27 protein-coding genes are annotated in these 23,006 nt (G+C 66.2%); 24 read left to right on the forward strand and 3 right to left on the reverse strand.

The window, feature by feature from the left end; translation table 11 throughout:
• Nucleotides 1-690, reverse strand: coding sequence for an SDR family NAD(P)-dependent oxidoreductase (locus tag RI444_RS11275; protein WP_160147647.1), 690 nt, complete (start codon nt 688-690; stop codon nt 1-3).
• A 126-nt stretch (nt 691-816) separates the two neighbouring features.
• Here RI444_RS11275 and RI444_RS11280 point away from each other — a divergent pair, with 126 nt between their 5' ends.
• The 7 genes from RI444_RS11280 (at nt 817) to RI444_RS11310 (ending at nt 5,228) form a co-directional block, all read left to right on the forward strand.
• A complete protein-coding gene (locus RI444_RS11280) occupies nt 817-1,374 on the forward strand; it encodes a hypothetical protein (RefSeq protein WP_277798890.1) in 558 nt (185 codons plus the stop codon).
• On the forward strand, nt 1,374-2,495 hold the full coding sequence (locus RI444_RS11285; protein WP_316963746.1) for a hypothetical protein: 1,122 nt from the start codon (nt 1,374-1,376) through the stop codon (nt 2,493-2,495). Before RI444_RS11280 ends, RI444_RS11285 begins: the two co-directional genes overlap by 1 nt.
• Nucleotides 2,492-3,130, forward strand: a complete 639-nt coding sequence (locus tag RI444_RS11290; protein WP_256248800.1) for a hypothetical protein — start codon at nt 2,492-2,494, stop codon at nt 3,128-3,130. Before RI444_RS11285 ends, RI444_RS11290 begins: the two co-directional genes overlap by 4 nt.
• 101 nt (nt 3,131-3,231) lie before the next feature.
• The gene (locus RI444_RS11295) at nt 3,232-3,678 is read left to right on the forward strand and encodes a hypothetical protein (protein WP_316963747.1); all 447 of its coding nucleotides are present in this window, start codon (nt 3,232-3,234) and stop codon (nt 3,676-3,678) included.
• Nucleotides 3,679-3,847: 169 nt separating this feature from the next.
• Nucleotides 3,848-4,375 (forward strand): hypothetical protein, encoded by a 528-nt coding sequence (locus RI444_RS11300; protein WP_316963748.1) that lies wholly within the window; start codon nt 3,848-3,850, stop codon nt 4,373-4,375.
• Nucleotides 4,376-4,592: 217 nt separating this feature from the next.
• Entirely contained in the window at nt 4,593-4,895 is a 303-nt protein-coding gene (locus tag RI444_RS11305; RefSeq protein WP_316963749.1) for a hypothetical protein, read from the forward strand.
• Between the two features lie 180 nt (nt 4,896-5,075).
• Entirely contained in the window at nt 5,076-5,228 is a 153-nt protein-coding gene (locus RI444_RS11310; RefSeq protein WP_316963750.1) for a hypothetical protein, read from the forward strand.
• Nucleotides 5,229-5,298: 70 nt separating this feature from the next.
• Here the strand turns inward: RI444_RS11310 and RI444_RS11315 are convergent, their stop codons facing one another.
• On the reverse strand, nt 5,299-5,856 hold the full coding sequence (locus RI444_RS11315; protein WP_316963751.1) for a LysM peptidoglycan-binding domain-containing protein: 558 nt from the start codon (nt 5,854-5,856) through the stop codon (nt 5,299-5,301).
• Between the two features lie 171 nt (nt 5,857-6,027).
• On the opposite strand from RI444_RS11315, the gene RI444_RS11320 reads away from it, so the two are divergent.
• The 17 genes from RI444_RS11320 (at nt 6,028) to RI444_RS11400 (ending at nt 22,156) form a co-directional block, all read left to right on the forward strand.
• Nucleotides 6,028-6,984, forward strand: coding sequence for a hypothetical protein (locus tag RI444_RS11320; protein WP_316963752.1), 957 nt, complete (start codon nt 6,028-6,030; stop codon nt 6,982-6,984).
• Nucleotides 6,985-7,073: 89 nt separating this feature from the next.
• A complete protein-coding gene (locus tag RI444_RS11325) occupies nt 7,074-8,153 on the forward strand; it encodes a hypothetical protein (RefSeq protein ID WP_316963753.1) in 1,080 nt (359 codons plus the stop codon).
• Nucleotides 8,154-8,373: 220 nt separating this feature from the next.
• A complete protein-coding gene (locus RI444_RS11330) occupies nt 8,374-9,618 on the forward strand; it encodes an AAA family ATPase (protein WP_133830740.1) in 1,245 nt (414 codons plus the stop codon).
• A 103-nt stretch (nt 9,619-9,721) separates the two neighbouring features.
• Complete coding sequence (locus RI444_RS11335) at nt 9,722-11,413, forward strand: hypothetical protein (protein ID WP_316963754.1); 1,692 nt, start codon at nt 9,722-9,724, stop codon at nt 11,411-11,413.
• A 152-nt stretch (nt 11,414-11,565) separates the two neighbouring features.
• A complete protein-coding gene (locus RI444_RS11340) occupies nt 11,566-13,509 on the forward strand; it encodes an AAA family ATPase (RefSeq protein ID WP_316963755.1) in 1,944 nt (647 codons plus the stop codon).
• Between the two features lie 59 nt (nt 13,510-13,568).
• A complete protein-coding gene (locus RI444_RS11345; protein WP_316963756.1) occupies nt 13,569-13,820 on the forward strand; it encodes a hypothetical protein in 252 nt (83 codons plus the stop codon).
• A 328-nt stretch (nt 13,821-14,148) separates the two neighbouring features.
• Complete coding sequence (locus RI444_RS11350) at nt 14,149-16,938, forward strand: AAA family ATPase (RefSeq protein ID WP_316963757.1); 2,790 nt, start codon at nt 14,149-14,151, stop codon at nt 16,936-16,938.
• Nucleotides 16,939-17,045: 107 nt separating this feature from the next.
• Complete coding sequence (locus RI444_RS11355; RefSeq protein ID WP_316963758.1) at nt 17,046-17,666, forward strand: hypothetical protein; 621 nt, start codon at nt 17,046-17,048, stop codon at nt 17,664-17,666.
• Nucleotides 17,667-17,728: 62 nt separating this feature from the next.
• Nucleotides 17,729-18,670, forward strand: coding sequence for a hypothetical protein (locus RI444_RS11360; RefSeq protein WP_316963759.1), 942 nt, complete (start codon nt 17,729-17,731; stop codon nt 18,668-18,670).
• A 36-nt stretch (nt 18,671-18,706) separates the two neighbouring features.
• On the forward strand, nt 18,707-19,408 hold the full coding sequence (locus tag RI444_RS11365) for a hypothetical protein (protein WP_316963760.1): 702 nt from the start codon (nt 18,707-18,709) through the stop codon (nt 19,406-19,408).
• A gap of 2 nt (nt 19,409-19,410) precedes the next feature.
• Entirely contained in the window at nt 19,411-19,674 is a 264-nt protein-coding gene (locus RI444_RS11370; RefSeq protein WP_316963761.1) for a hypothetical protein, read from the forward strand.
• Entirely contained in the window at nt 19,671-19,955 is a 285-nt protein-coding gene (locus tag RI444_RS11375) for a hypothetical protein (protein ID WP_316963762.1), read from the forward strand. The genes RI444_RS11370 and RI444_RS11375 overlap by 4 nt, the downstream gene beginning before the upstream one ends.
• 28 nt (nt 19,956-19,983) lie before the next feature.
• Entirely contained in the window at nt 19,984-20,478 is a 495-nt protein-coding gene (locus RI444_RS11380) for a hypothetical protein (protein ID WP_316963763.1), read from the forward strand.
• Between the two features lie 157 nt (nt 20,479-20,635).
• Nucleotides 20,636-21,007: a hypothetical protein gene (locus RI444_RS11385; RefSeq protein WP_056387433.1), complete on the forward strand. Its 372-nt coding sequence runs from the start codon at nt 20,636-20,638 to the stop codon at nt 21,005-21,007.
• Nucleotides 21,000-21,506, forward strand: coding sequence for a hypothetical protein (locus tag RI444_RS11390; RefSeq protein WP_257371031.1), 507 nt, complete (start codon nt 21,000-21,002; stop codon nt 21,504-21,506). The genes RI444_RS11385 and RI444_RS11390 overlap by 8 nt, the downstream gene beginning before the upstream one ends.
• Before the next feature lie 54 nt (nt 21,507-21,560).
• Nucleotides 21,561-21,902 (forward strand): hypothetical protein, encoded by a 342-nt coding sequence (locus RI444_RS11395; RefSeq protein ID WP_197521582.1) that lies wholly within the window; start codon nt 21,561-21,563, stop codon nt 21,900-21,902.
• Entirely contained in the window at nt 21,899-22,156 is a 258-nt protein-coding gene (locus RI444_RS11400) for a hypothetical protein (RefSeq protein WP_056387422.1), read from the forward strand. The genes RI444_RS11395 and RI444_RS11400 overlap by 4 nt, the downstream gene beginning before the upstream one ends.
• Nucleotides 22,157-22,226: 70 nt before the next feature.
• Here the strand turns inward: RI444_RS11400 and RI444_RS11405 are convergent, their stop codons facing one another.
• Nucleotides 22,227-23,006 carry a hypothetical protein gene (locus tag RI444_RS11405; protein ID WP_056387420.1) on the reverse strand — a complete coding sequence of 260 codons (780 nt, stop codon included), beginning with the start codon at nt 23,004-23,006 and terminating at the stop codon, nt 22,227-22,229.

Consider the following 23,006-nt stretch of genomic DNA (forward strand, 5'->3'; position numbering starts at 1 on the left):
TCAAATACCGCCTGAGACCTGCACAGTGGCCCCCGACATGTAGGTATTCTCCGCGGTGTGAATGATCGCCGAAGCGACTTCATCTGCCGTCCCGAACCGACCCAGCGGGATTCCTTCCAGCATTGCCATCCGTGCCTCCTCAGCAACATCAGCCATCATGTCCGTATCAGTTGCGCCGGGAGCAACAACGTTCACCCGGATGTTCCGGGCTGCGTACTCCCTGGCCATCGATCGTGCAAACGCTTCCAATGCCCCCTTGGATGCAGTGTAATTGCACTGGCCGACAACGCCGTACTTCACGGACATGGATGAAACCAGCACGATCGATCCGCCGCGCTGCCGCAGCATCGGCCCCAGGGCCGCCTTGCAGGCCAGCATCGGCCCGATCGCATTGACCTGCATGACCTCGCTCAGGTCCTCCTCGCTCATCCGCATGAGCAGCTTGTCGCGGGTGATCCCTGCTGCGACGACGAGCACATCCAGACCACCCAGGTCGGCGGCAGCCGCCTTGACGCCAGCTGCGATCGAATTACCGTCACGCACATCCATCTCGAGGGGGAGCACCCCCTCGGGCACGGTCCCCCCGGTACGATGCGTACCCGCCGTCCGGTAGCCGGCGGAGAGCAGGGCTCGAGCCGTGGCCGCCCCGATCCCACGGGTTGCACCGATCACCAGGGCAGTTCTCCCCATGTCGCTCATTTTTTTCTTACCCCCCCCAGGTTGTAAAGTTGTGACACGGAACTTTACTGGACTTGTACCCCTTCGTTGACAAACGACAGGCGGTGTCCGCTCTTCTCGCTATTTAGAGGAACGCTGATGCCTGCCTTCATTCCATCCGCTGCGACCGCCGATACGCCTCGGAACGGCCAGCCCCGTCACCCCCTGTTCGCCCGACTGATGCGCAAAGGCGCTGCCAAGGTCGGTCCCACCAGCTGCACCCCGAAGCCCGCTCAGCTCGACCTCTTCGACTGGCCGAACGAGTTGAGCCTCGAAGCACTCGGGAAAGCCATCGCCTCAGCTTGCGGCCTCGAGATCGTGATACGGCCCATCCCGGATGAGATGCGCCATCATGAGGTCAGCGGCCTCACCACTGTGATCGGACGAGTGGCCCACGTCTTCTACGACCCTGAGCTCCCGCCCCTCAACATTGAGCAGACAATCCTCCACGAGTTCGCCCATATCCTGCACGGCGACGTCCGGGCCGACACCGACTGCACCCATCTGCGCAGCATGTTCGACGATCCGGTGGAGAAGCGCGCCGAGACCACCGGCATGCGGCTGATGGATGCTCTGCACCGGAAGCGGCGGGCATCGGAAGAACGCAGCGAGGTCCTCGCCTTCCTGTCCGGATCAAACGAGGACGGTGAGATCTGATGACTGAGATCATCATTGTCGGTATCACCATGGGCCTGATCATCATCGTCTCTGCCCTGTATCAAGGACGCCGACGCCGGGTTAACCTTCTCAGGGTCACCTGTGCCGCCCTCTTCGTGGCCACGGTCTGCCGTGGCGTGGAGCCGCCCTTAGACGGACCTGCCGTCGACCTCCTCAAGCGCCTTGCCATCCTGACCGCCCAGGTATCCGTGGCGCTGCTCATCCTCACGTTCCGCGCGACTCCGCTTTCACGACGTGCAACCCGGTTCATCTACCTCTTCGCCGGGACCATCGCCCTGGGCGAGGCCGTGCTGGTGTGGTTCATCCCCGTCCATGCCGACGGCACCATCTACGACCGGGTCGACATCGACGCCGCCCTTGCCCGCGGCCAGGCCTGGGCACTGATCTCCTACAACTTCCTGTACCTCTCTGCATTCGCCGCGGCAACTGCCGTAGTTGCCGTCGGCTGTTGGCGGACCATGACGCAGAAGAACCAACCCTTCTCCGCCCGCCTTCCGGTTGCATTCGTCTTTACGGGGGCCATCGGATCTGCCCTGTTCATCGGCTCATCACTCCTGGACCTCTTTGGCAGTCCGGTCGTCGGCGGAACTGAACTGAGGACACAACTCCTCGTCACCGTTGTCAGCTTCTTCTTCCTGGGACTCGCAACAGGGGTCATCCGCCGCATCAGCATAGAAACGCAGGTGAGGCTCGCGCTCCGCCTCGCGCACGAGGTCGTCGTACCTCTGTGGCGAACGACCACCACTCTTCACCCCGACGTAAAGCTTCCGCCCGAAGACAGGCAGGGGTTCGATCAGCTGATGACGCTCTCAAGGCTCACCATCGAAACCCACGACGCGCTCAGACTCATCCGCGAGGACCACGACCCCGCACTGGAACCCCTGCACAGGCAGCACCCCGAGGATCCGCACCTGTCGGCGGGGCTGGTGCGCCATCTCAGCGGCGAGAACGCCGTTCCCAGCCTCGGGTGGTTCACACTCGCCCTGAGCCGGCTCCGCACGCTCAAGCTGAAAGACGACGAAACCCTGGCCGCCTCTGTGCAGAGCCTCTACGAGATCCGAGTGGCGATGAGTGCCATGAATGGGACGGACGGGCGATGACCGGGAACGGAACGAAAATCCGCATCCCCGCGGCCGGCGATCCTGCGACCCGGGCCGCCCGGATCCTCAGTGACGTGTTCGCGCCCGCTGTGTCCGTATTCCTCATCTGCGTCCTCTGCGGCGTCACAGGCCACCCGCATACATGGGTTGGTCTCGGATGGGGCATCCTGATCGGCTCTTTCTGCGCAGTGATCCCGACAGCAACCATCCATGTCGCCGTGCGGCGCGAGCAGCTCACCGACCGACACGTCACCCGGCGCGATCAACGCTGGTGGGTCTTCCTGGTCTGCGTGGCGTCTGTGCTTGGAGGCATGGCAACGGCGGTGCTGCTGGACGCACCGCCCACGCTGCTGTGGATCCTGCCGACGATGGTTGCCGGGCTCGTCCTTGCCGGGGGAGTGACCCTCCTGGGACCGAAAGTCTCCATGCACGCGTTCTGCTTCACCTCCCTCGTCGTCCTCGCGGCGATGCTGCTCTCGCCCTGGTGGCTGCTCGCCCTCCCAACCCTGCTGCCCGTGGTCGCCTTTGCCCGGCTGAAGCTAAAGCACCACACACGCCTCGAGCTCACACTCGGATCCGGCCTGGCGGCCGCCGTGATGCTCGGAGCCAGTGCGTACATGCCCACGGCCGGCTAGGACTGCCCGCTGCTCCGGCGCAACCGGAAATGTGCCGATGCCACCGCATTGGAAGATCTTCCACTAGTATGAAGGTGTCGTCGCGTGCACCGTTCGCCTCGATGACTTCATGTCTGAAATCACGAGGAGGATCCAGCTCCGTGACCATCGCCCAGCGACTAGAACGCTTGTTCGCGGAGACGGCGGGACCACATGGTCGCCCCGTCACCCTGCAGGAAATCGTCCAGAGAATGGAGCAGCGCGGCATCTCCTCGATGTCGCTCAGCTACCTGCAGCAACTGCGCAAGGGGGAGGCCCGCAATCCCCGCCTGCAGCACCTCCGAGCCCTGGCCGACGCCTTCGACGTCCCCCTGTCCTACTTCCTGGAGGAGAACGAGCCAGACAGCGCCACCGAGCAGGAGCTGACCCCGCAGGAGCGCACCATCGCCCTGCGTGTGCACGGGCTCAGCGACGGCGCACTGGCCAGCATCCGGGCCATTGTGGAACTGGCGCGCAAGAGCGAGCAGCTCGACGACCCTCCCAAGAGCCCTGATTCCGCTCAAGACTGATCCCGCCGCGGGGTCCCATCACCCTGCGGACGTCTTCCTCGTGCCGGCGTTTGGTATTTGAGTGGAATCTTTTCCACTCCTGTGGCAGGATGGGAACCATAGCCCGGCGATTCCGTACATCGTGATGTCCCGCCGGACTAAGGTGATCACGCCCGTGAAGGAGCATCAGATGGTCGATATGCAGCCCCCCTCCGACGAGTTCCGCGGATTCGACGAGGCCCGGTCGATCATGTGGTGCTACGAAGCCCGCTCACGCACCTATGCCCGTCTGAGCCAGACGGACTTTCTCGCCAACGACGCCGTGGCCGCCGTGCATGTCGAGAACACCTCCCGCGCCGACCGCGTCTTTCTCGCCGCCTTCGACCGCTCCGGCGGGCTGCTGTTCGGCGACACGCTTTACATCGACGACCCGACACAGCGGCTCGACGTCACACCCGAGTTCGACCACGACTTCACGGGTATGACCGTCGCCGCTGGCTCCGAACTTGAGGAAGCCGTCGAACGCGAGAACGGCTGGGTGGTCAACCTGGATGCCCTGCGCGACTACGACCCGCTGGAGGACCGCCGGACCACGCAGCGCGCGGTACTCCTGGCGCACCTCGGAGACATGATGGCCAGCGGCCAGGCCCGGGGTTTCCTGTTTGACAAGCACGACGCTGCCGAGGATCCCGGTGAGGCCGACACCGACGCCGCCTGAGCGCGGCGCAGCACTTCTTCCGGCGCTCGATCGACCCCGCCCGGCTTCGGCCGAGGCGGGGTCTTTTGCTTCCCTGGGGAACCGGTGGAAAAGACCGTGGACCGGCTCACGCCGGTCCCGGGGGTCGTTCCGTGGTGGTCGCAGCCGCGCGGTGCGCGGCGCGGCCACCGTTACCGAATCGTCTGTTCTTGAGAGCCACGACCCACAGGAGTAGCCCATGACCGTCCCTCTCCGCGCAGCCGAGCTGCCCGTCAAGTACGAACGGGCCGAAGGCTCCGCCCGGCACGGCCGGACCATCTACGAAGTCGCCGGCTCCGGGCTCTACCAGGTGACTGCGGCCAGGGAAGAGTTCGCCGTCTCGACACTCACGCAGTCGGGATGGACGGAGCTGATCACGCTCGACGAAGGCGACGGGGTCTCGAACGTCCTGGAGGCCATGCAGATCTGGCTGGACATCCAGACCCCGTCGCCCCCGGCCGGCGACAGCGCCGCAGGGCAAGGCGGCGGTGCCGATGACTGACCCGACCGGAACGATGGCAAGCTCACCGAGAAGGCCGCGGCCGCTGTCGTCACCTCCCGGGGCCTCACCCATGAGGACGGGGAGTCCGCCCTCGCAGCCCTCGGCTGGGCCCAGGGCGCGGCGATCACCCACGAGGACGCGTTCCGGGCCTTCATCCGGGCCCTGATCGACGAACTCGGCGTGCCGGACCTCCTCGCCGCCAAGATCGAGCTGCTCGCCGAGTACAAGCTCGACTACCCCCAGGACTACGCGCCGGACGACGTCGCCCGCATGCAGGCCGAGCTAGCGCGGCTGCGATCGCTGCAGCAGATGCTTGCAGGACCCGCCGACTGACCGTTTCCGGACACAGCAAGAGGCCCGGACTGCGCTGAAGGTCGGCGCAGTCCGGGCCCCAGGCCTGCTCTCACGCCGTGGGCGGGATGAGCAGCGAGGCCCCGGCGTAGATGAGATTCGGATCCTGGATCCGGTTCTTCTCGACCAGTGCCCCGATCGGCACTCCGGTCTCCGCCGAGATCTCCGTGAGGGTGTCACCCCACTGGATCACATACACCCGCGGCTGTGGCTTCGGCTCGGGGACCTGCGCCGGCTTGTCCTCGTCGCCCTTGCCCGACGCCGAGGTGCCCGAACCCTGGCCGTCCGCAGAGCTGCCGTTACCGGCCTTGGCCTCGAAGGCGTCCGGGACCCCGTTGCGGTCCCGGTCCGGCAAGGTCACCGTCACGGTGCCCTCCTCGTGCTGGGAAGCTGCCGCCGCATCGCTCGCGGGGCTCCGGTCAGCAGTGAGGAGCTGCGTCGCGCCCCAGCCGGCGAACAGCAGCGCGCCACCGGCCATGATCCCGGCCGCCAGCACCGGTCCACTGCCATAGCCCAGGGGCCCAAGCCGGTCCCGCCGCTGCACCGCCACCCGGGCCGGGGGAGCCGCATCAGCGACCTTCTCCTCGGGCCTGTGCATCGTATCCGTCATCCCTGTCCCTCTCTATCCAGCTCACCATTTGTGACCATTCGAGTCCTCATGCACATTCTACTCGTAGTCCAGTGCATCTTGATAGAATAGGAGAAGGGATAGACGAGTCATAGACCAGTCCGACGGGCCGCCACGAACCACCGAATCACTCAACAGAAGGAACCCACCACCATGGCCAACTACTCCATCTCCGCCAACCAGCTCACCGAGGGCACCAGCGTCTTCATCCGCGGCAAGCTCGCCTTCGCCCGGCTGACCAGCCTCATCGAGGGTGCTGCCCTCGCCGCCAGCGACCAGCGCAAGGTCCAGAACGGCATGAGCCCCGTGGGCAAGCCGCACACCACGGCGACGATCACCGAGGCCGAGGTGCAGTTCGCCGACCCGGCGAACCCCACGGTCGAGGAGCAGTTCGTCTCCGAGCGCCGCTACACCTCGAAGAAGAACCCAGCCTCGGGCGCGAACTACTCGATCGACTCCAAGGGCACGAACCTGCCGATCATCGCGATCCCGTCCGAGAAGGGTGATGGCACCTACGACCAGGACACCTCCGGCCAGGAGCTGGCACAGGGACTGGACGTGACGCTCGTGCTCCGCGTCTACAAGCCGAAGAACTTCGCCAACCGCGGCCTGTCGCTCGACCAGGTGATTGTGCACGAGACCCCGCGCTACTACAACGCCGGCGGCGTCGCCAGCGGGGAGCTCGCGGCCCGCGGCATCGTCTTCAACGCCCCGCCCCGCGCGGTCCAGGCCCAGCCGGGCTCGGGCTCCGCCGTCGGCAACGGCGAGGAGCCGGTCGCCACCGAGGTCGAGGACGGCTTGTCCTTCCCGGCCCCGCAGCCCGCCGTCGCGGCTTCAGTCGCGGGTCCGGTCCCCGCCCAGGCCCACGCGCAGGTCCTGACCGAACCGGTCGCGGTGACTCCGCAGGCGGCCCCTGCCGTGGCTCCGGTTGCCGCCCCGGTCCCCGCGGTGCAGCCGCAGCAGGAGACGCCCGAGCAGAAGCTCGCCCGCCTCGAGCGTGAGAACGCCGAGTTGAAGAACGCGGGTTCGGCCGTGGGTGCTCCCGCCGGCCAGGGCCCGTGGGGCGGCTCCGGCGATGCCCAGCAGGTCGGAATCACCTACCAGGGCTGATCCAAGGCCGATCCGACCGACCGAACCCCCAGACGAGACCCCCGTGCAGGCATCCATGCCGTACGGGGGTCTCGTCTTTCAGGGCCAGAGTGCAACCCGGCCCTGTTTTCATCCGCTCCCGACAAGAAGGCATTGATGTGACCGCCGTCGATCCCCGCGCGATCTTCCCCAGCTTCTATGACAACCCCGCGATTCGCGCCCTGGCGACCGCCTGCCGCTGGACCATCTCCGGCCGGCTCGGCGAGCTCGACGACGAGGACTCCGGCCGCAAGGCACCGATCGATGTGCGGCACCTGCTCGACGGCTGCAATCCGGGCTGCCGCCATGCAGGCCCCCTGCGCGGAGCTTTCGCCCTGGACGCGACCTGCCTGCTCACCCTCGACCAGCTGGCCGACACACTGCCGAACGCGGCGAACGCTGCCTTCTACCTGCAGGCCCCCTCCGACGGTCTGATCGTGATCGACGTCGAGCCCGGTTGCCCGCCGGACGTGGCCGCAGACATCCTGCGCCTGCCCGGAATCCTGTACTCGGAGCTGTCGATGTCGGGCCGGGGCTTCCACCTGGTCGCCCCGCTGCCTGCCAACCTCCACGACTTCCCGATCGCCGCTGACAAGCGCGTCCTGCGCGAGGAGCACGGCTGGTACGAGATCCTCCTGGACCATTGGTGCACGTTCACCCGCAACCCGGTGCCGCAGCGGATCGTCGAACACGTTGCGGCGCGACCAGCCTCCGACCGGTTCTCTTCGGTGGCGGACCTGTATGCAGACCTCGCCGCCAAGGCCAAGCCAAGCATCAGCATCCCCTCGACCGCCGTCGGCACCGACGGCGAAATGCCCGACATCCCGTACGCCGAGGCCATCGTCGAGCAGACACTCGCCGGCTCCCGCGACCGGCTGAAGACGCCCGAGGACTTCGACAACGACCGCTCCCGCTGGGAGTTCTCCGTCCTGGGTGTCCTCTACACCGGCATGCAGCTGCCGTTGCGCACCTACCGGTCCTTCGGCGCGCAGTTCTCCTCCGGTGACGAGGCCTGGCTGCTGTACAAGACCTCGCTGGCGGTGATCGAGCCTCGGCCCAAGCACGCCCAGATGCGCAACGGCAGGCCGTTCCTGCTGGACCGTGCCGCTGCCCTGGTGGCGGCACGGGAAGCCTCCGCCGAGGCGTGGTGAACCTTCGGGGGTTGCCCATCGGTTTGGCGGTGGAACAAGGACTGGATCGGGCGGAGCCCGATCGGGGATGGGGAGGCGGTGGGCTTCTGAGCCCGACCGCCCCCGTCACCGGGCCTTGTGGCCCTGCTTCCGACATGTCCCGTACGGCGCTCAGCCCTGCCGTGGGTCCGTCTCCCGTCTCACCTGCTCACAGCTCACCCACGACCAGAAAGACATTCCCATGAAGTTCAACGACACCCTGACGACTCTGATCCAGCAGTCCCTCGAGGTCGGGGCCACGCCCGCGCTCATGGGCGAGCCCGGCATCGGCAAGTCCTCCTTCGTCGAGGCCCTCGCCTACTCGATGGGCACCAAAGCCTTCGTCCTGCCCTGCAACCAGCTCGCCGACAAGGCCGACCTCACCGGCGCGCGCCTGGTGCCCTACGAGAAGACCGACGGGACACAGTCCTACAAGCAGGTCTTTTACCCGCACCAGGTCATTCAGGAGTGCATCGACTACGCGCTGGAGAACCCGCGCGAGTGGCCGATCCTCTTCCTCGACGAGATCAACCGCACGACCTCCGACGTGACCTCCGGCGCGCTCACCCTGGTGACCCTGCGGCGCATGGGCCACATCGAACTGCCGGAGAACGTGCGCCTCATCGTGGCGGGCAACGACAAGGGCAACGTCACGACTCTCGACGAGGCCTCGCTGTCGCGCTTCGCGATCTTCCACGTCGAGCCCGATGCGACAACCCTCATGTCCGTCCTCGGAGACGCGCTCAACCCCTGGGTGAAGAAAGTCCTCACCCAGCACCCCGGACTCATCTTCCAGAAGTCGACGCCGAACTCCATCGTGGCCGACGGCCGCGATGACGACGATGACGACGGCAACGTCACCATGGCCGAGCTGTTCGACGGCGGCGAGGAGATGAACCAGCTCACCACGCCGCGCACCATCGACCACCTCTCCCGGTGGCTGAACCGCGTCGACCGCCAGGAGCTGGCAAGCCACCTGGCGACCCCGGTCCAGATCGGCGGCCGCGACACCTCGCTGCTCAACGAGGCGATCGAGGCCTTCACCGGCGACACCATGTTCACCACCCAGCTCGTGGCGGTTATCGCCGAAGACCTCGCATCGAACTCGGGCGGCCCCGCACACAACCGCGTCAATGTGCCCAAGCCGAACTGCTACACGACCCTCAAGTCCGCGGGCACGGTCACCGACCTTGCCGCGCAGATCTCGGGCCTGACCCAGAACGAGGTCTCCGGCTCGCTGCTCTACGCGATGAAGGAGAAGGAGGACAACTCGCGCCTCATCGAGCAGCTGGCGCAGGCCGCCATCCAGATTGAGCCGGAGCACACGCGCACCCTGTTCGAGCTGGTGACGACCGGGCAGTTCGACCGGCAGAACCTGGAGGCCTTCCTCGAGGTCGACTCGCCGATCGTGGCCGCGGTCAAGCCGTCCCTGTCGGCCTTCCTCTGAGCCGACCCGGCACCGGGCGGCGGGGGACGCCACCGGCTCCGTTCCGGAGCGTTCCCCGCCACACCACGACACCCGTCGCCTCAGACTGCAATAGGAGACCACGATGACGATCACCGTCACGAACCAGAAGCCGGCGGTGCTCGACGCCCTGCACACGATCTCGTGCACGGGCGACTACGACCCCATGCCGGCCATCCAGAAGGTCCTGGTCGACCCGCTGCTGGAGCCGCTGAAGCCCAGCGCTCCGGCCAGCATCGTCGACGGCTCGGGCCACGACATCACCGGCGACGTCCTGGACATCGTCATGCGCTGCCTCGGTGAAACGATGGACCCGGCCGCTGAAAAGAACGCCAAGGAGCTGCTCGGACAGACCCTGGTCAGCTATGACCAGGGCACACCCCTGCCGGTGGGTGAGCTGTTCGCCGTCCAGGCCGGGCAGCAAAACAAGTGGCCCGCGCCGTCAGCCCGGGTCCTGTACTCAGCCCAGAACGATGTCATCCCCGCGGCCAAGGGCCTGCTCGCCGGCTCCGCCGACGAAAGCGCCTTCTTCGCCTCCGTCGCCTACACCTACCACCCGAACACCCTCGGCTTCTGGTTCCAGTCCTCTGCCGCCTTCGACGGCTTCAAGATCTGGCTGAACCAGCAGGTGCAGGCGATGGCCGGCGCGAACGCCATGCCCGCAGACGCCCTCCGGCTGCTCAACGACTTCGCCAACCTCTCGCTGAAGGGGCTGACCGAGTCGCTGCTTCTGCGGAAGGACGACTCCGACGGCAACGACGAGTTCTCCTTCGCCCGGCTGGTCATCCGCATGCTGATGACCTACGTCGACCAGCAGCGCAAGGCCGCCTCAACAGGCGCGGCCGCCCTCGACACCGGCATCATGCCGTTTACCGTTGGGGAGCTGTTCTGCCCGCGGTCGGTGGTCCTGGTCAACGTCGAGGCCCACGCCCGCGCCACCGCCGCGAAGGTAACGGGGGAGTGGAACCTCATCAACCAGTCCCTCGCCTCGCCCGTGAAAGTCGTCTCCAACGCCGCTCTGTCCAAGCTGACCTCGCTCCCGCGGGCAGCTGCCAGGGCTGCCGCCATGGGCGCACGGCAGCAGCCGGGCCAGCCCGGCTCGCGTTCGGCCCAGGTAAAGTTCCGCAAGGCCCCGCCCACGAAGCTGGACCTGTTCAAGGACATCACCCGGGTGCTCAAGCGCATGGGCAAGGTCAACAAGTCCCAGAACGTCTACCGGACGACGAAGACGACCTTCCTCAAGGCCAACCGCCGCAACCCGGACGACTTCAACAAGCCGGGCCGGATCACCTCGGTGCAGTACATGCCCGACCTGCACGTCTTCATCGACACCTCCGGGTCGATCTCCGAGGAGAACTACCAGGAGGCGGTGCTGATGCTCATCCGGATCGCCAAGAAGCTCAACGTCAACCTGTACTTCAACTCCTTCAGCCACATGCTCTCCCAGGAGACGCTGCTGAAGGTCGAGAACAAGTCGACGCGGCAGATCTGGCAGGAGTTCCGGAAGGTGCCCAAGGTCACCGGCGGCACCGAGTTCAAGCAGGTGTGGGACTACATCAATGCCTCCCCGGTGCGAAAGCGCCGGCTGTCGCTGATGATCACCGACTTCGAGTGGCCTCCGCCGTCCAGGCGCGAGGAGCATCCGCCGAACCTCTACTACGCCCCGTGCTCGGCCATGGACTGGAAGTATATGGTCCGCTCCGCCGAGGCGTACGCGAACGGCATGCAGCACATCGACCCGAGCATCCGGCAGAAGCTGCTGGGCATGGTTCTCTGACCCTGCCCCCGGCCACGGAGGAGACGCCGACCAGCCGAGCCGAGCCGGCCGGCGTCTCCTCCTCCCTCAGACCTACCCGTAACCCTGCCAGGCATCCCGGCGCGCCCACCCAGCGCGCCGCCCGGCGAACCCACCGAAGGAAGGACCCCGCGATGGGCCTGAACAACTTCACGTCGGGCTCCGACGACGATACGAACAGCGGCGGCACGCCTCCGAGCTTCCCGCCCATGGGAGGCATGCCCAGTCAGGGCAGCCAGTCCGACGACGCCGTCAAGGAGCTCCTCGTCGACTACAACGAGAAGTTCAAGAACGCCGACCCGACGATGTTCCGCGACGCGCTTATCGAGCAGGTCCTCTCCGTCCTGATCAGCCGGAACAAGCCGAACGTGCTCCTGAAGGGCTCCGCCGGCGTCGGCAAGACCCGGATCGTCGAGGACATCGCCCGCCGGATCGCCCTGGGCGACACACTCATCCCCGACCAGCTCAAGGGCTTCACCGTCTACGAGCTGCCGATCACCAACCTCGTCGCCGGCTCCGGCATCGTCGGGCAGCTGGAGGAGAAAGTCCAGGCCGTCATCGACTTCGCCTCGGACCCCAAGAACAAGGTCATCCTGTTCATGGACGAGATCCACCAGATCACCGGTGGATCCACTTCCCACACCGACTCGGTGCTGCGCAAGGTCTCACAGGTGCTCAAGCCTGCCCTGGCCCGCGGCGACATGCGCGTCATCGGTGCCACCACCTCCACCGAGTCCCGGGCCTTCGACGACGACCCCGCCTTCGCGCGGCGCTTCACCCCGCTCATCGTCGACGAACTGACCGTCGAGCAAACCCTCACGGTGCTCGGCAGCGTCCGGCCGGGCCTGGTGGCGCACTACCGCCATCAGATCGCGGTTTCCGACGATGTCCTGGCGGAGACGGTCCGGATCGCGGAGGAGAATTCCCGTGCCGGGCAGCACCGCCCCGACAGCGCCATCACGCTGCTGGACCGGGCGATGGCCGACCGTGTGCTGGAGCAGAAGAAGCTCATCGTCCAGGCCGAGGCAGCCGGAGACACGGCACTCGTGAACACCTTGCGGTCGATCCCGCAGGTGCCGCTGACTACCAAGCGCGTCCTGGACGTGGCCAAGCGTCTGATGACCGGAAACGCCCAGCGCCCGGAGTTCGACGTCGCAACCCTCCGGGCGACCCTGCTGGGCCGCCTGCGCGGACAGGACGACGTGCTCGAGAAGCTCGTGGACCGCCTGGCCCGCGAGGAGCTGGACCTGTTCCCGACGTCGACCCCGACAACCTGGATGCTCGCCGGAGCCTCGGGCGTGGGCAAGACCGAGACCGCGAAGATCATTGCGGAGCAGATGACCGGCACCGAGCCGATCATCCTGAACATGACGGAGTTCCACACTCCCTCGGACACCGCGAAGATCGTCGGGGCACCTCCCGGCTACGTGGGCTCGGACTCCAACCGCGAGCTGCCATTCGACACGCTCGAGTCCAACCCCCACCGGGTGATCCTGCTCGACGAGTTCGAGAAGGCGGACAAAGCCGTGCAGCGGCTGTTCCTCTCGGCCTTCGACGAGGGCTACATCCGCAACGCCCACGGCAAGGTGCTGGACTTCTCCAAGGCGCTGGTGATCTGCACGACCAACGCCGCGCGGGAAGCCTTGAACCGCAAGCCGGTCGGCTTCGGCTCGGCCCCGCCGGCGGTCTCCCACCGGTCCCTGACCAAGGAGCTGGCTCAGTTCTTCGACGCAGAGCTGCTCGGGCGGTTCTCACTCGTCGTGGGTTTCAACCCGGTCGACGAGCAGGCCTACCGGGAGATCCTCGCGGCGGAGTACAGCCGCCAGCGCGAACGGATCCTGGACGCCAGGCCCCGCCTGGGCCAGACACTGCCCGCGTCGATCCCCGACGACGAGCTGCGTGCCGTCGCCGAGGAAACCTACGTCGACTCCCAGGGTGCGCGTCCGGCCGGCAAGGCCGTGCGCGTGTGGATCGAGGACCGGCTGCTCGCCGCCCAGGCTGCGTCGGCTGCGTCGACTGCGTTCATCCCACCCGCTGCCGCCGTCTCCGACGAGCCGGAGGCGCTGGCCGTCGATTGATCCCGGCACCACACTGCGTTCGAGCGCCCCTGTCCCGGATACCCGGGGTGGGGGCGCTCGTGCGTGCGCGTACCGCGTTCGAACACAGGAAGAAGGACGTCACTGCCATGACCACCACGACCACCACCGGCACAGTCCGTGCGGCACAGCCCGAAGACAGGAGCGAGCAGATCTGCGACGACGCACTGCTGCTGGTCTCCGCCCACTCGGCGGACGCGGCCGACTGCCGTGATCTCGCACTCATGCTCGGCCTTGTCGAGGTGGACCCCTCCGGGTCCGTCACCAAGGCCAATCCCTGGAACGCCGACTGAAGGTGCTTCCCGCCGGGCCTACCCAAGAGGTGAGCCTGCGATTGACCGCCGCGCGCATGGGTAGCGCGCGGTGTCCGGGTCCGCGGGGCTGACGCCGCCGCGCCGGGATTCAGGGGCCTCACGGCCCCTGACGGGTGGGTTGAGAGGAGCGCGGGACGGCTCGTCGCCAGAGGCGAGCCCTCCCGCTCTCATGCCCGCGCCCGTGACCCAAGCGCTCGTCTACGAGCATTCGACTGACCATTCGTCTCCTGTGAGAATGGTCTATGCGGCTTCCATTCGACAAACCCTCTCGACCCGCCTACTGATTCGTTCGAAGAAAGACGACACCATGCCTATTCTGCTTGACGACATCGACCTTTCCGCAGCCGCCGTCGCTGCCCAGAAGACCGTCGACCCGAAGTTCTTCTCCTCGCGCCTGACCGGGTCCGGCAAGAAGACCGGCCTGCTCAATGAGAGCCTTCGGCCGATCAACACTGCGACCAACACCGCCTACGCGGTTGACCGCGACATCGAGGTCAAGCAGAGCTCGACCCACCACGACATCACCACCGCGCTGGTGCCGCTGGCCCCGATCACGCGCCGCTCCCTGCTTTCGGGCGGGTCGTTCACGCTGCCGGTACCGCATGTCGATGACCGCTTCGAGCTCGACATCGCCACGCCGACCAACTCCTGGGACGTGCACTTCGACATGACCCCCCAGGCCCTGACCGTGTACGAGGACAAGTCCGGCGACAAGATCCGCCGTGACCTGGTGATCCAGTACCGCCTGGAGCTCTACTTCCTCAAGCAGGGCTTGGCCGAGCCCGAGCGCGCCGTATCGGTGTCCCGCTCCATCGGCTACGGCAACCACGACGCGGCGGTGTTCCTGCAGTGGGACACCAGCCCCGCAGAGAATGCCCGCGACGTCATCGAGGATGTGCTCTCGGCCGCAGGGTTGAGTGTCACCAACCTCGACAAGCTCGCCGACTGGATGGACGAGTACCCCATCTACGAGCGCATCACGCGCCTGGCCCAGATCTGGGACTCCGAGGCCATCTCGGACACCGTCTGCCAGTACGTGCAGGACATGCCGGCCAGCCCCACCGAGGAGCAGCTGAACATGCTCGCGGTGCAGCTGCGCTACCTGGAGAACTACAACGTCCCGCTGGAGGCCTACCGCCGGATCCACCAGCAGCTGGACACCACGTTCTCCGCGCCGATCGCGGCGAAGCTGTCCAAGCAGAACCTCAGCCTGCTGATGAACCACACCCTCGACCACCTGGAGCGCATGAAGGGCCAGCTCATCACGCCGCCCCAGCCGGCCACGGCCCCGGTCTTCCCGCCGCACCTGTCCAAGCAGCAGCTCGACGCGCTCAGCACGCACGAGCCGCTCGTGATGACGCAGGCCGGCGCGGGCACAGGCAAGTCGACCGTGATCCTCGAGCGCATCAAGTACCTCGAGACCTGCGGGGTGCCCGCCAGCGACATCACCGTCCTGTCGTTCACCAACGCCGCCGCCGACAACATCACGGAGAAGAACCCGAACGTCGGCTCGATGACGATCGCCAAGATGATCATCGACATCTATTCGATGAACCACCCGACCCACAAGGTCTCGGCCATCGACACGATCATCAACTCGATCGACATCTTCTACCCGAACAGCCAATTCGCGGCGACGTTCCGACACCGCCTGCTGGAGGTCGACCAGAACAAGACCGGCGCGTTCACGGCCCTGAACACCTTCGTCGAGAACCACTTCGACGAGGTGATCGCGCTGCTCGACCGCATCGAGCAGACTTCGCTGGAGCTGCAGATCATCATCTGCTACCAGAAGATCGATGACATGTCCGAGCCTGCCCACGTGCAGAGCAAGTACCTGATCATCGACGAGGTCCAGGACAACTCGGTCTTCGAGTTCATCTACGTGCTGAAGTACATCACCAAGCACGCCCAGTCGCTGTTCATCGTCGGCGACGCCAGCCAGACGCTGTACGAGTTCCGCTCGGCCAACCCGAGGGCGCTCAACACGCTGGAGGGCTCGGGGGTCTTCGCAACCTTCCGGCTCACGACGAATTACCGGAGCAACCAGGAGATTCTCGACTTCGCGAACGTCGTGCTTGGCGGTCTGGAGACCAACCAGTTCGCCAACATCCAGCTGCAGGCCAACTCGCTGGCGGTGCCCACGGCCGACTCCTTCCAGGAGAAGGTCACCCTCAACTACCACGAGGTGGCCCGCCTGACCGGCTTCATCGCCAACGACCTGCAGCCGCTCGTGCGCAACACGGTGATCCCGGAGTACGTTCAGGCCTGCCTGGACCGCGGCGAGCAGGTGGCCTTCCTGGCCTACGCCCGCCGTGAGGTGGCGCTGATCCAGGAAGTGCTCGAGAAGGCCTACCCGAATAAGCACGTGGCCTCGCTCGTCAGCGACCGCGTCTACGCCACGGACATCTTCTCGAAGTACATCAAGTTCTTCTGGAACGACGTCCTGCAGGTGCAGCCGGCCAACGCCTCGTTCGTGGTCTCCCAGGGGATCAAGGACAACATGGGCAAGCTGACGAAGAATGCCGGAAACGTCAACGTCGAGAAGGCAATCCTGCGCACCATCTCCGAGTGGTGGGTCGAGAACAGCGCCGCGATCAACGGCTGGGTGGCCCTGTGCAACCAGGGCAGCCTGCCTGCGAACGTGTTCTTCGACCGGCTCCGCGACAACCTCCTGTCCTTCGAGATCACGCGCAACCAGCAGAAGCTGAACGTGAACAAGCAGAAGAACCAGGAGCGCAAGCGGAAGAACCTCGAGTCCAAGGCCGATCTCGTCGTCTCGACGATCCACGGTGCCAAGGGCCTCGAGTTCGACAACGTCGTCGTCCTCTACAAGGAGGACGCGAAGATGACCCAGGACACCAAGCGGATGTTCTACGTCGCGTTCACGCGCGCCATGAAGAGCCAGTACGTGCTCTCCTACGGCACGGCGAAGAACCCGCCGATCCAGAGCAGCTACGAACAGATCGTCAACGCCCTCACCGAGCGTGACGAGAAGAACGCGCAGCGCGCTGCGGGCATCGACCCGACCCTTCTGGTCGACGACGAGAACGCCGGTACTGCCGGCGACCAGCAGCAGGTCGCAGAAGCCGTCTGACCGACGGCACCGGCGCGGGCGCTCCACCTCCACGAGAGGTCGGAGCGCCCGCGCCTCCTGCTTCCCATCCCATAAACACAGCCAATGCAGCTTCGAAGGAGCACGCCATGACCGCCACTGGAATCCAGGCCGGCTCAGAGGAGCTCGTGCCGGGCCCCGACAGTGCCTACGACCTGGTCATCTGCCACGACGACCGGATCGTCTTCCACGACCACTACCCCTCGCCAGCATTCCGGCTGCGCATGTGCGCGCAGCTGCTTACCGCCTCGGACGTCGTCCTGGGTGCAATCGACGCCTCCGCCGCGAACGAAGTGCACGAGCTGTACCAGTCCAGCTCCGGGCAGTGGGAGAGCGCCCCGGACAGCGTGGTCAACGCCATCGCCAAGCTCTGCCGCCGATGGGGCGTCCAGGTCTACGTGAGCACAACCCGCAAGAAGACCGAGGTTCCCGCCGCGCTCTATTCGGTGATCACCGAGTACGGCCCCGGACAGACCATCGCCGAGCACTTCACCTCCAGAGAGGCCCGCCGGGCCAGCCTCATCGAGCGTGCCGACATGTTCTTCAGCTCCCGCGGCAGCATCCCCGAGCGGGTGCAGGCCGACGAGCAGCGCCTCGCCGCGCTCGTGGGTGCGTTCCTCATGCCCGCCACCGTGCTCCTCACCGAGGCCGTGCTCGACGAGGCCGACGGCCACTACAAGCCCTCCGGCCGGCCACTGCCGATCCTCTGAGCACCGCCCGAGCGGACGGCCCCGACCACAACCCTGACCAGCAGACCCGGAAGGGACCCGCCATGTCCGCACCTGACACCGTCAAGCCCGAGAACCCGTACGCCCGTACGTACGCCGACTTTCTCGCCCAGACCCGGGAGCACGTCCTCGTCGTTCTGCACGACGAGGATCTCTACCGCCACTTCAGGATCCAGGGCCCAGGGACCCGCATGTGGTCCTGGGACGTCACCACCTGGCCCGGCCACCTGGCCACCAGCGGCGACATCGCCGACGGCAACATGTTCACCCGAGAACCAGACATGATCGGGTTCTTCGCGTCGGCCGGCAAGAGCGAGGGCTACTACTCCGACGGTGCGCCAAGCATCGACTTCCGCTACTGGGCCGAGAAGCTCTGCGGCGGCCGCTCCCGCGAAGTAAAGCAGTACGACCCGGATCTCTTCATCCAGCTGGTGCGGGAGCACCTCGAAGAAAGCGAGGGACTCGGCACCGAGGCCCAGGAGGTCCACCATCAGCAGTTGGCGCTGCTGGCGCGCCTGCACGAACTGCGCGGCCTTGACGGGGACGCACAGTTGGCGCTCTTCGAGGCCCACTGGAACGCCCAGGAGCACCTCGCGGCCACCGGCACCGTGCTGAACCACGAGCGCCGGAACGCGGCCGCTGCCGCGCGCGCTGCCCTCTGGAGCACCGACGGCATCCCCGACGAGAAGTTCGACCGGCTCACAGAGGAACACAACTGGATGGAGCTCGCCGACATCGAGGTCCCACGACATTCCCCTGCCGAGCGGCGCATGGAAATCATCGAAGACGCCCGCTGGCACGCCGACAGCGAGTCGGAGGCCCACAAATGGCTGGCTGAGCACGAGGACACCGTCGGCTCCGACACCTGGGAGTGGGACCTGCGCGACTGGGACATCCACTTCCTGTTCACCTGCTACTGCGTCGACCTGGCTGTGCGCCTCTACCGCGAGCACGCCGCCGCGAAGACACAGCAATCCGCCGCCTGAGCCGACCCCACCCACATCCCGACCCAAGGAGAACCCATGAGCGCCGATATGCTCACCGCGGCCATCGCCGTCCCGGCCGACCGCACCAAGCCGATCGACTTCGAACGCGGCCGCCTGATGGTCGAGGAGACCGCGGACCCTGAATCGTTCCGGTTCGACGACCCCGAGTCCCAGCTCGAGGAGATGGTCGAGGACTTCGACCCCGACATGCACCTGGACGCCGAGGGCGAGCCGAGCCCGGAGGTCATCAAACGCGTCGGCCGCAGGGTCATCGACGAGCTCGAAGAGGCGCTGAACTCCAGCGAGACGGACACCATCGAGGTCGCCGGCTACCGGCTGTACCTCTCCGGCGGACTCTCCTCGGGCGATTCCCCCACCGACGCCGCCGACGCGATCTGGCACGCCCACCACCTGCCGGTGACCGTCCTGCTTGCCATGGGATTCATCCCCGACTGCCGCAGGCCGCTGTCCCGGACCAACGGCAACCCCGGACCTGTGACCGACACCGACATCGTCGACGCCATTGCCCTCGGCCTCGGCACCAAGCCGGAGTGGTCCGGTGCCGACGAACTGGAGTGGATCGCCAACGCGATCGGCTCCGTCCGGCCGCACCCGGGAGACCGGGACCCTGCCGAGTACCACACGGAGTTCACGGAGCGGCACGGCTTCGATCCGGTCGACGACAACTTTCTCATCGGCTATGTCAGCCAGTACGACAACCAGGAAGGCGGGGACTGACCTTGGCCAGCGGTGTTTTCATCCTCTGCGCGTGCTGCGGCCTCAAGCTCGTGAACGACGACGAGTCGGCCTGCCGCGACTACCACGGCCACGACCACGCTCCGCTGCAGGTGCCGGCTGGCACCGCGATCACCCAGGGTCCCCACGAATGGGCGGGCTCTCTCGAACTGACCTGCCATGGCCATGAGAACGGGACCATCCAGCCCCTCGGGGAGTACTGGGTGGCCCAGCCCGGTCCCGCACCGGCCGAAGAAGGAGTGCGATGAGCAGCCGGACACCAGTGCCCGATGCGCTCTTCGACGCCGATCTCTGCCAGCCTCTCGGCCGCGAGGACTGGGTTGACCGCTTCGACTGGGTGATCATCGACAGGCGCGTTGTGCACGCGCCCGTCACCTGGACATGGACGTGTCCCACATGCGGAGAGTCCGGCGTCATGCCCGATGGTCCCGACCTGCTGGTAGTCCCGCACGGGTCACAGCATGCTGCAGGACTTTTCGGGACGATCGTCCCGCTCGACGTCGAGGCCGAGCGTCCGTTTACTGAATAGCCTCACCGCCCGGAAGGAGGGACCCACCGTGACAGAAATCAGCACTGCTACGGCCGCGGTCCTCTCGCCGGCCGTGATCGTCGACATCGACGGGACGGTCGCAACGCACACCCTTCCCGACGGACGCTTCATCAGGGGACACCACGAGTACCGGCTCGTCCCCTGGGACCTGCCCAACCCGCCAGTGATCGAAACCGTGCGCGCCCTGCACGCTGCCGGACTTGAGATCGTGTTCTGCTCCGGCAGGCCGGTCATGGACGACAACGGCTGGGACGTCGGCCGCGCGACCTACGCCTGGCTCATCGAACATGTGGGGGAGTGGACTGCCAGCTGCCCTCTGTTCATGCGCGGACATGGCGACCGCCGGCCGGACGACATCGTCAAGCCCGAGATCTACGAGGCCTTCATCCGCGGGCGGTGGGACGTCCGGCTCGCGCTGGATGACCGGCCCAGGGTGATCCGCGCCTGGCAGGCACTCGGCGTGCCGGTGTTCGACGTCCAGCCCGGCTCGGGCGAGTTCTGATGCATGGCCCGCGCCCTCGACCCGCAGTGGGCCGCAGGGCGCGGGCCTGCTTCTCTTCAACTGCCCCGCTACGCCATTCCCCAGCGACTCAGTGTCCATCAGGAATGGTGGAATATGAGGCACTGGCATCCCATTCGACCACGAATAGACTGGAACCATGACTGACGACAAGACCCCCCAGGCCCCGCGCGAGGGCTCCCTGCCGAAGTTCTCCGTGAACGTCGCCCCGACCCAGAAGATTACCGCCGCCGACCTGGGCACCCTGCTAGAGCGCTTCCGCGCCGGGGATGCCGAGCCCCTGATCTTCGGTGACGGGAACGTCCCCGAGGCCGCCGTGATCCCGTTCGCCGACTTCGTCGACCTGCTCCGGCGGGTCCACGCCGACGAGACTGCCTTCCAGGCGGAGCTCTCCCGCCGCATCCGTGCCTCCGACGCCTCCGAGGAGCCCGGCCTGACCCTCGATGAGCTCGGCGATGAGCTGGGCGAACCCGCCCGGTCAATGATCCGCAAGGTGCTCGACGATGACTGAGGGGCTGCGGATCAAGGTCCATCTCAGCCCCGGGGCCCGCCAGGACATCGAACGGCTCAACCAGCGCGCCCTGAAGAATGCGCACAGCCGGGACGAGGCGCTCCTTGAGGCCACCATCGTCATGCTCCACCGGCTCAACGGCCGCCGCCACCCGACTAAGCCGCTGGACTACGACTCCCGCTTTGCCGACCTCTCCGACTGCGACACAACCTACGTCGGTGCGGACCCCCATGAGAAGCCGCCGCTGCGCATCGTCTCACGCGACGTCAGGCCCGAGCCGCCCGGCGGCATCACCCGGCGCGAGATCGTCGCCATCGGCGCACGCCGCGACAGTGAGGTCTACCGGACAGCCGGCCAGCGCCTCGGGCGGCCCGTCGGGGTCACCCTCGACCAGCTCGCCGCCCAGCGCCGCGCATCCGCGGCGAAGAACCATGCCCCGCAGGCGGGCAGGGGGCTCGACACACCCGCACCAGTCGGTGCAGACCTCGAGTTCGACTGACCATTGGGCCTCGTTTCTGTTCGTCATTCAGCCTTTCTCATAGAATGGACATGAATGATGATTCGATGGAGACGGGATGAAGTGATGCACGACTACGACACGGACCACCAGACCTGGGATCCGGCAGTCGCGGAACCACGCCGGGGGATGAGCCCGCGGGCGCAGCTGACAATCCGCCGGAGCCTTGCCCTGGCGATCGCCCTGGGAATGGCCTACGGCATCTTCCATGTGGTCTTCCGCACCGATGTTCTTGCGCCGGTGCTCGCGTACGCCGAACCCGTCAAAGACGGGATCACATGGGTGATCGAGGACCCGAAGCGGGCCTGGCTGGCCTTCGCCGTGCTCGTCATCCCGCACATCGGGCTCTACTACCTGCTGTTCGAGGACCGGAAATGAGGGGACTGGCCATGCTCAGGAACACCAGAACGATCGTGGGGCTGTGCGCGCTCAGCGGAGTCTCGGTCACCGCCGTCATCGGCTGGGCTACCGGCTTCTTCGCCTGGGCCGTGGGCTCCGTCCGTAGCCTGTGGGATGGCTTCATCGCCTTCCTCAACTCGCCGTTCAGCTGGGAGCACCTCGCCGCCGGCGCGGGCGTGCTGCTCATCCCGATCATCATCATTGTCGTGATCTTCGCCATCGCGGATAACTGAGTCGCGCGGCCTCTTTTGCAGAACCCGCTCCGGCCGCCGATTCTTGCTTCAGCGGGTACAAATTGGCTGCTTAGGCCCGCGACAGCTCAGAATGCCGCTCGAGGCTGTACCGGATCAAATCCATAGCCGGGGTAAGGGCCCAGACAAGCAGCCTCATGGTCGGCCGGTTTTCCTTGGCGATGACATCATCCGGCAGAGAAGTTGACTGCGCCGGCTTCAGCACGGCATCCGCGGCCCAGCGCCTGCCGTGGGCAAAACCCGAGCACAGCTGCCATACGGACAAGGCGGACGTCCTGGGCACCAGGTCGCGGACCTGCGTGAGTATGTGCGTGCTGCTGGGGAGAATCAACTTTCCAGCGGCCCCGGAGGCATCGAGAATAGCCTGCAGTTGCGCCTTGTCGCTGTCGAAGTCCGGAAGCGTTCCCTGAAGATTCGGATGGCGACGTGCCAGTTCGCTGTACGCAGTCTCGCGGTCTTTGGCTACCTTCAGCGACAGAGACAGCGAACGAACTATCCTGGTCGCCTGTTCTTCTGGCGCTGAAATCCAGGCGGCCTGTGCGGCGCACTCAATGGCTGCTCTGACCAGCGAGAACGGGGCAAGAGTATGTGATGCTCCGGCACCAAGCATGATGCTGTCCAGCGCGTGCAAATGATCGATCGCGCTGACTACCGCATTGGCGATGTTGTGCGACGCCTGGTGGGGTTTGATGAGCCCATCGTCCTGCGCCAGACGGCTTCCGGCTTCCGGGATCCACGCCTCGTGGGAATCCCGGAAGCCCAGCCAGGTCCTCAGCTCCTGAAAATACGAGTCGGCAATCTCGAACTCTTCAGGTTCATCTTCTCGTCGCAT

It is taken from the genome of Paenarthrobacter sp. AT5, assembly GCF_032764245.1.
GTDB classification, from domain to species: Bacteria; Actinomycetota; Actinomycetes; order Actinomycetales; family Micrococcaceae; genus Arthrobacter; species Arthrobacter ureafaciens.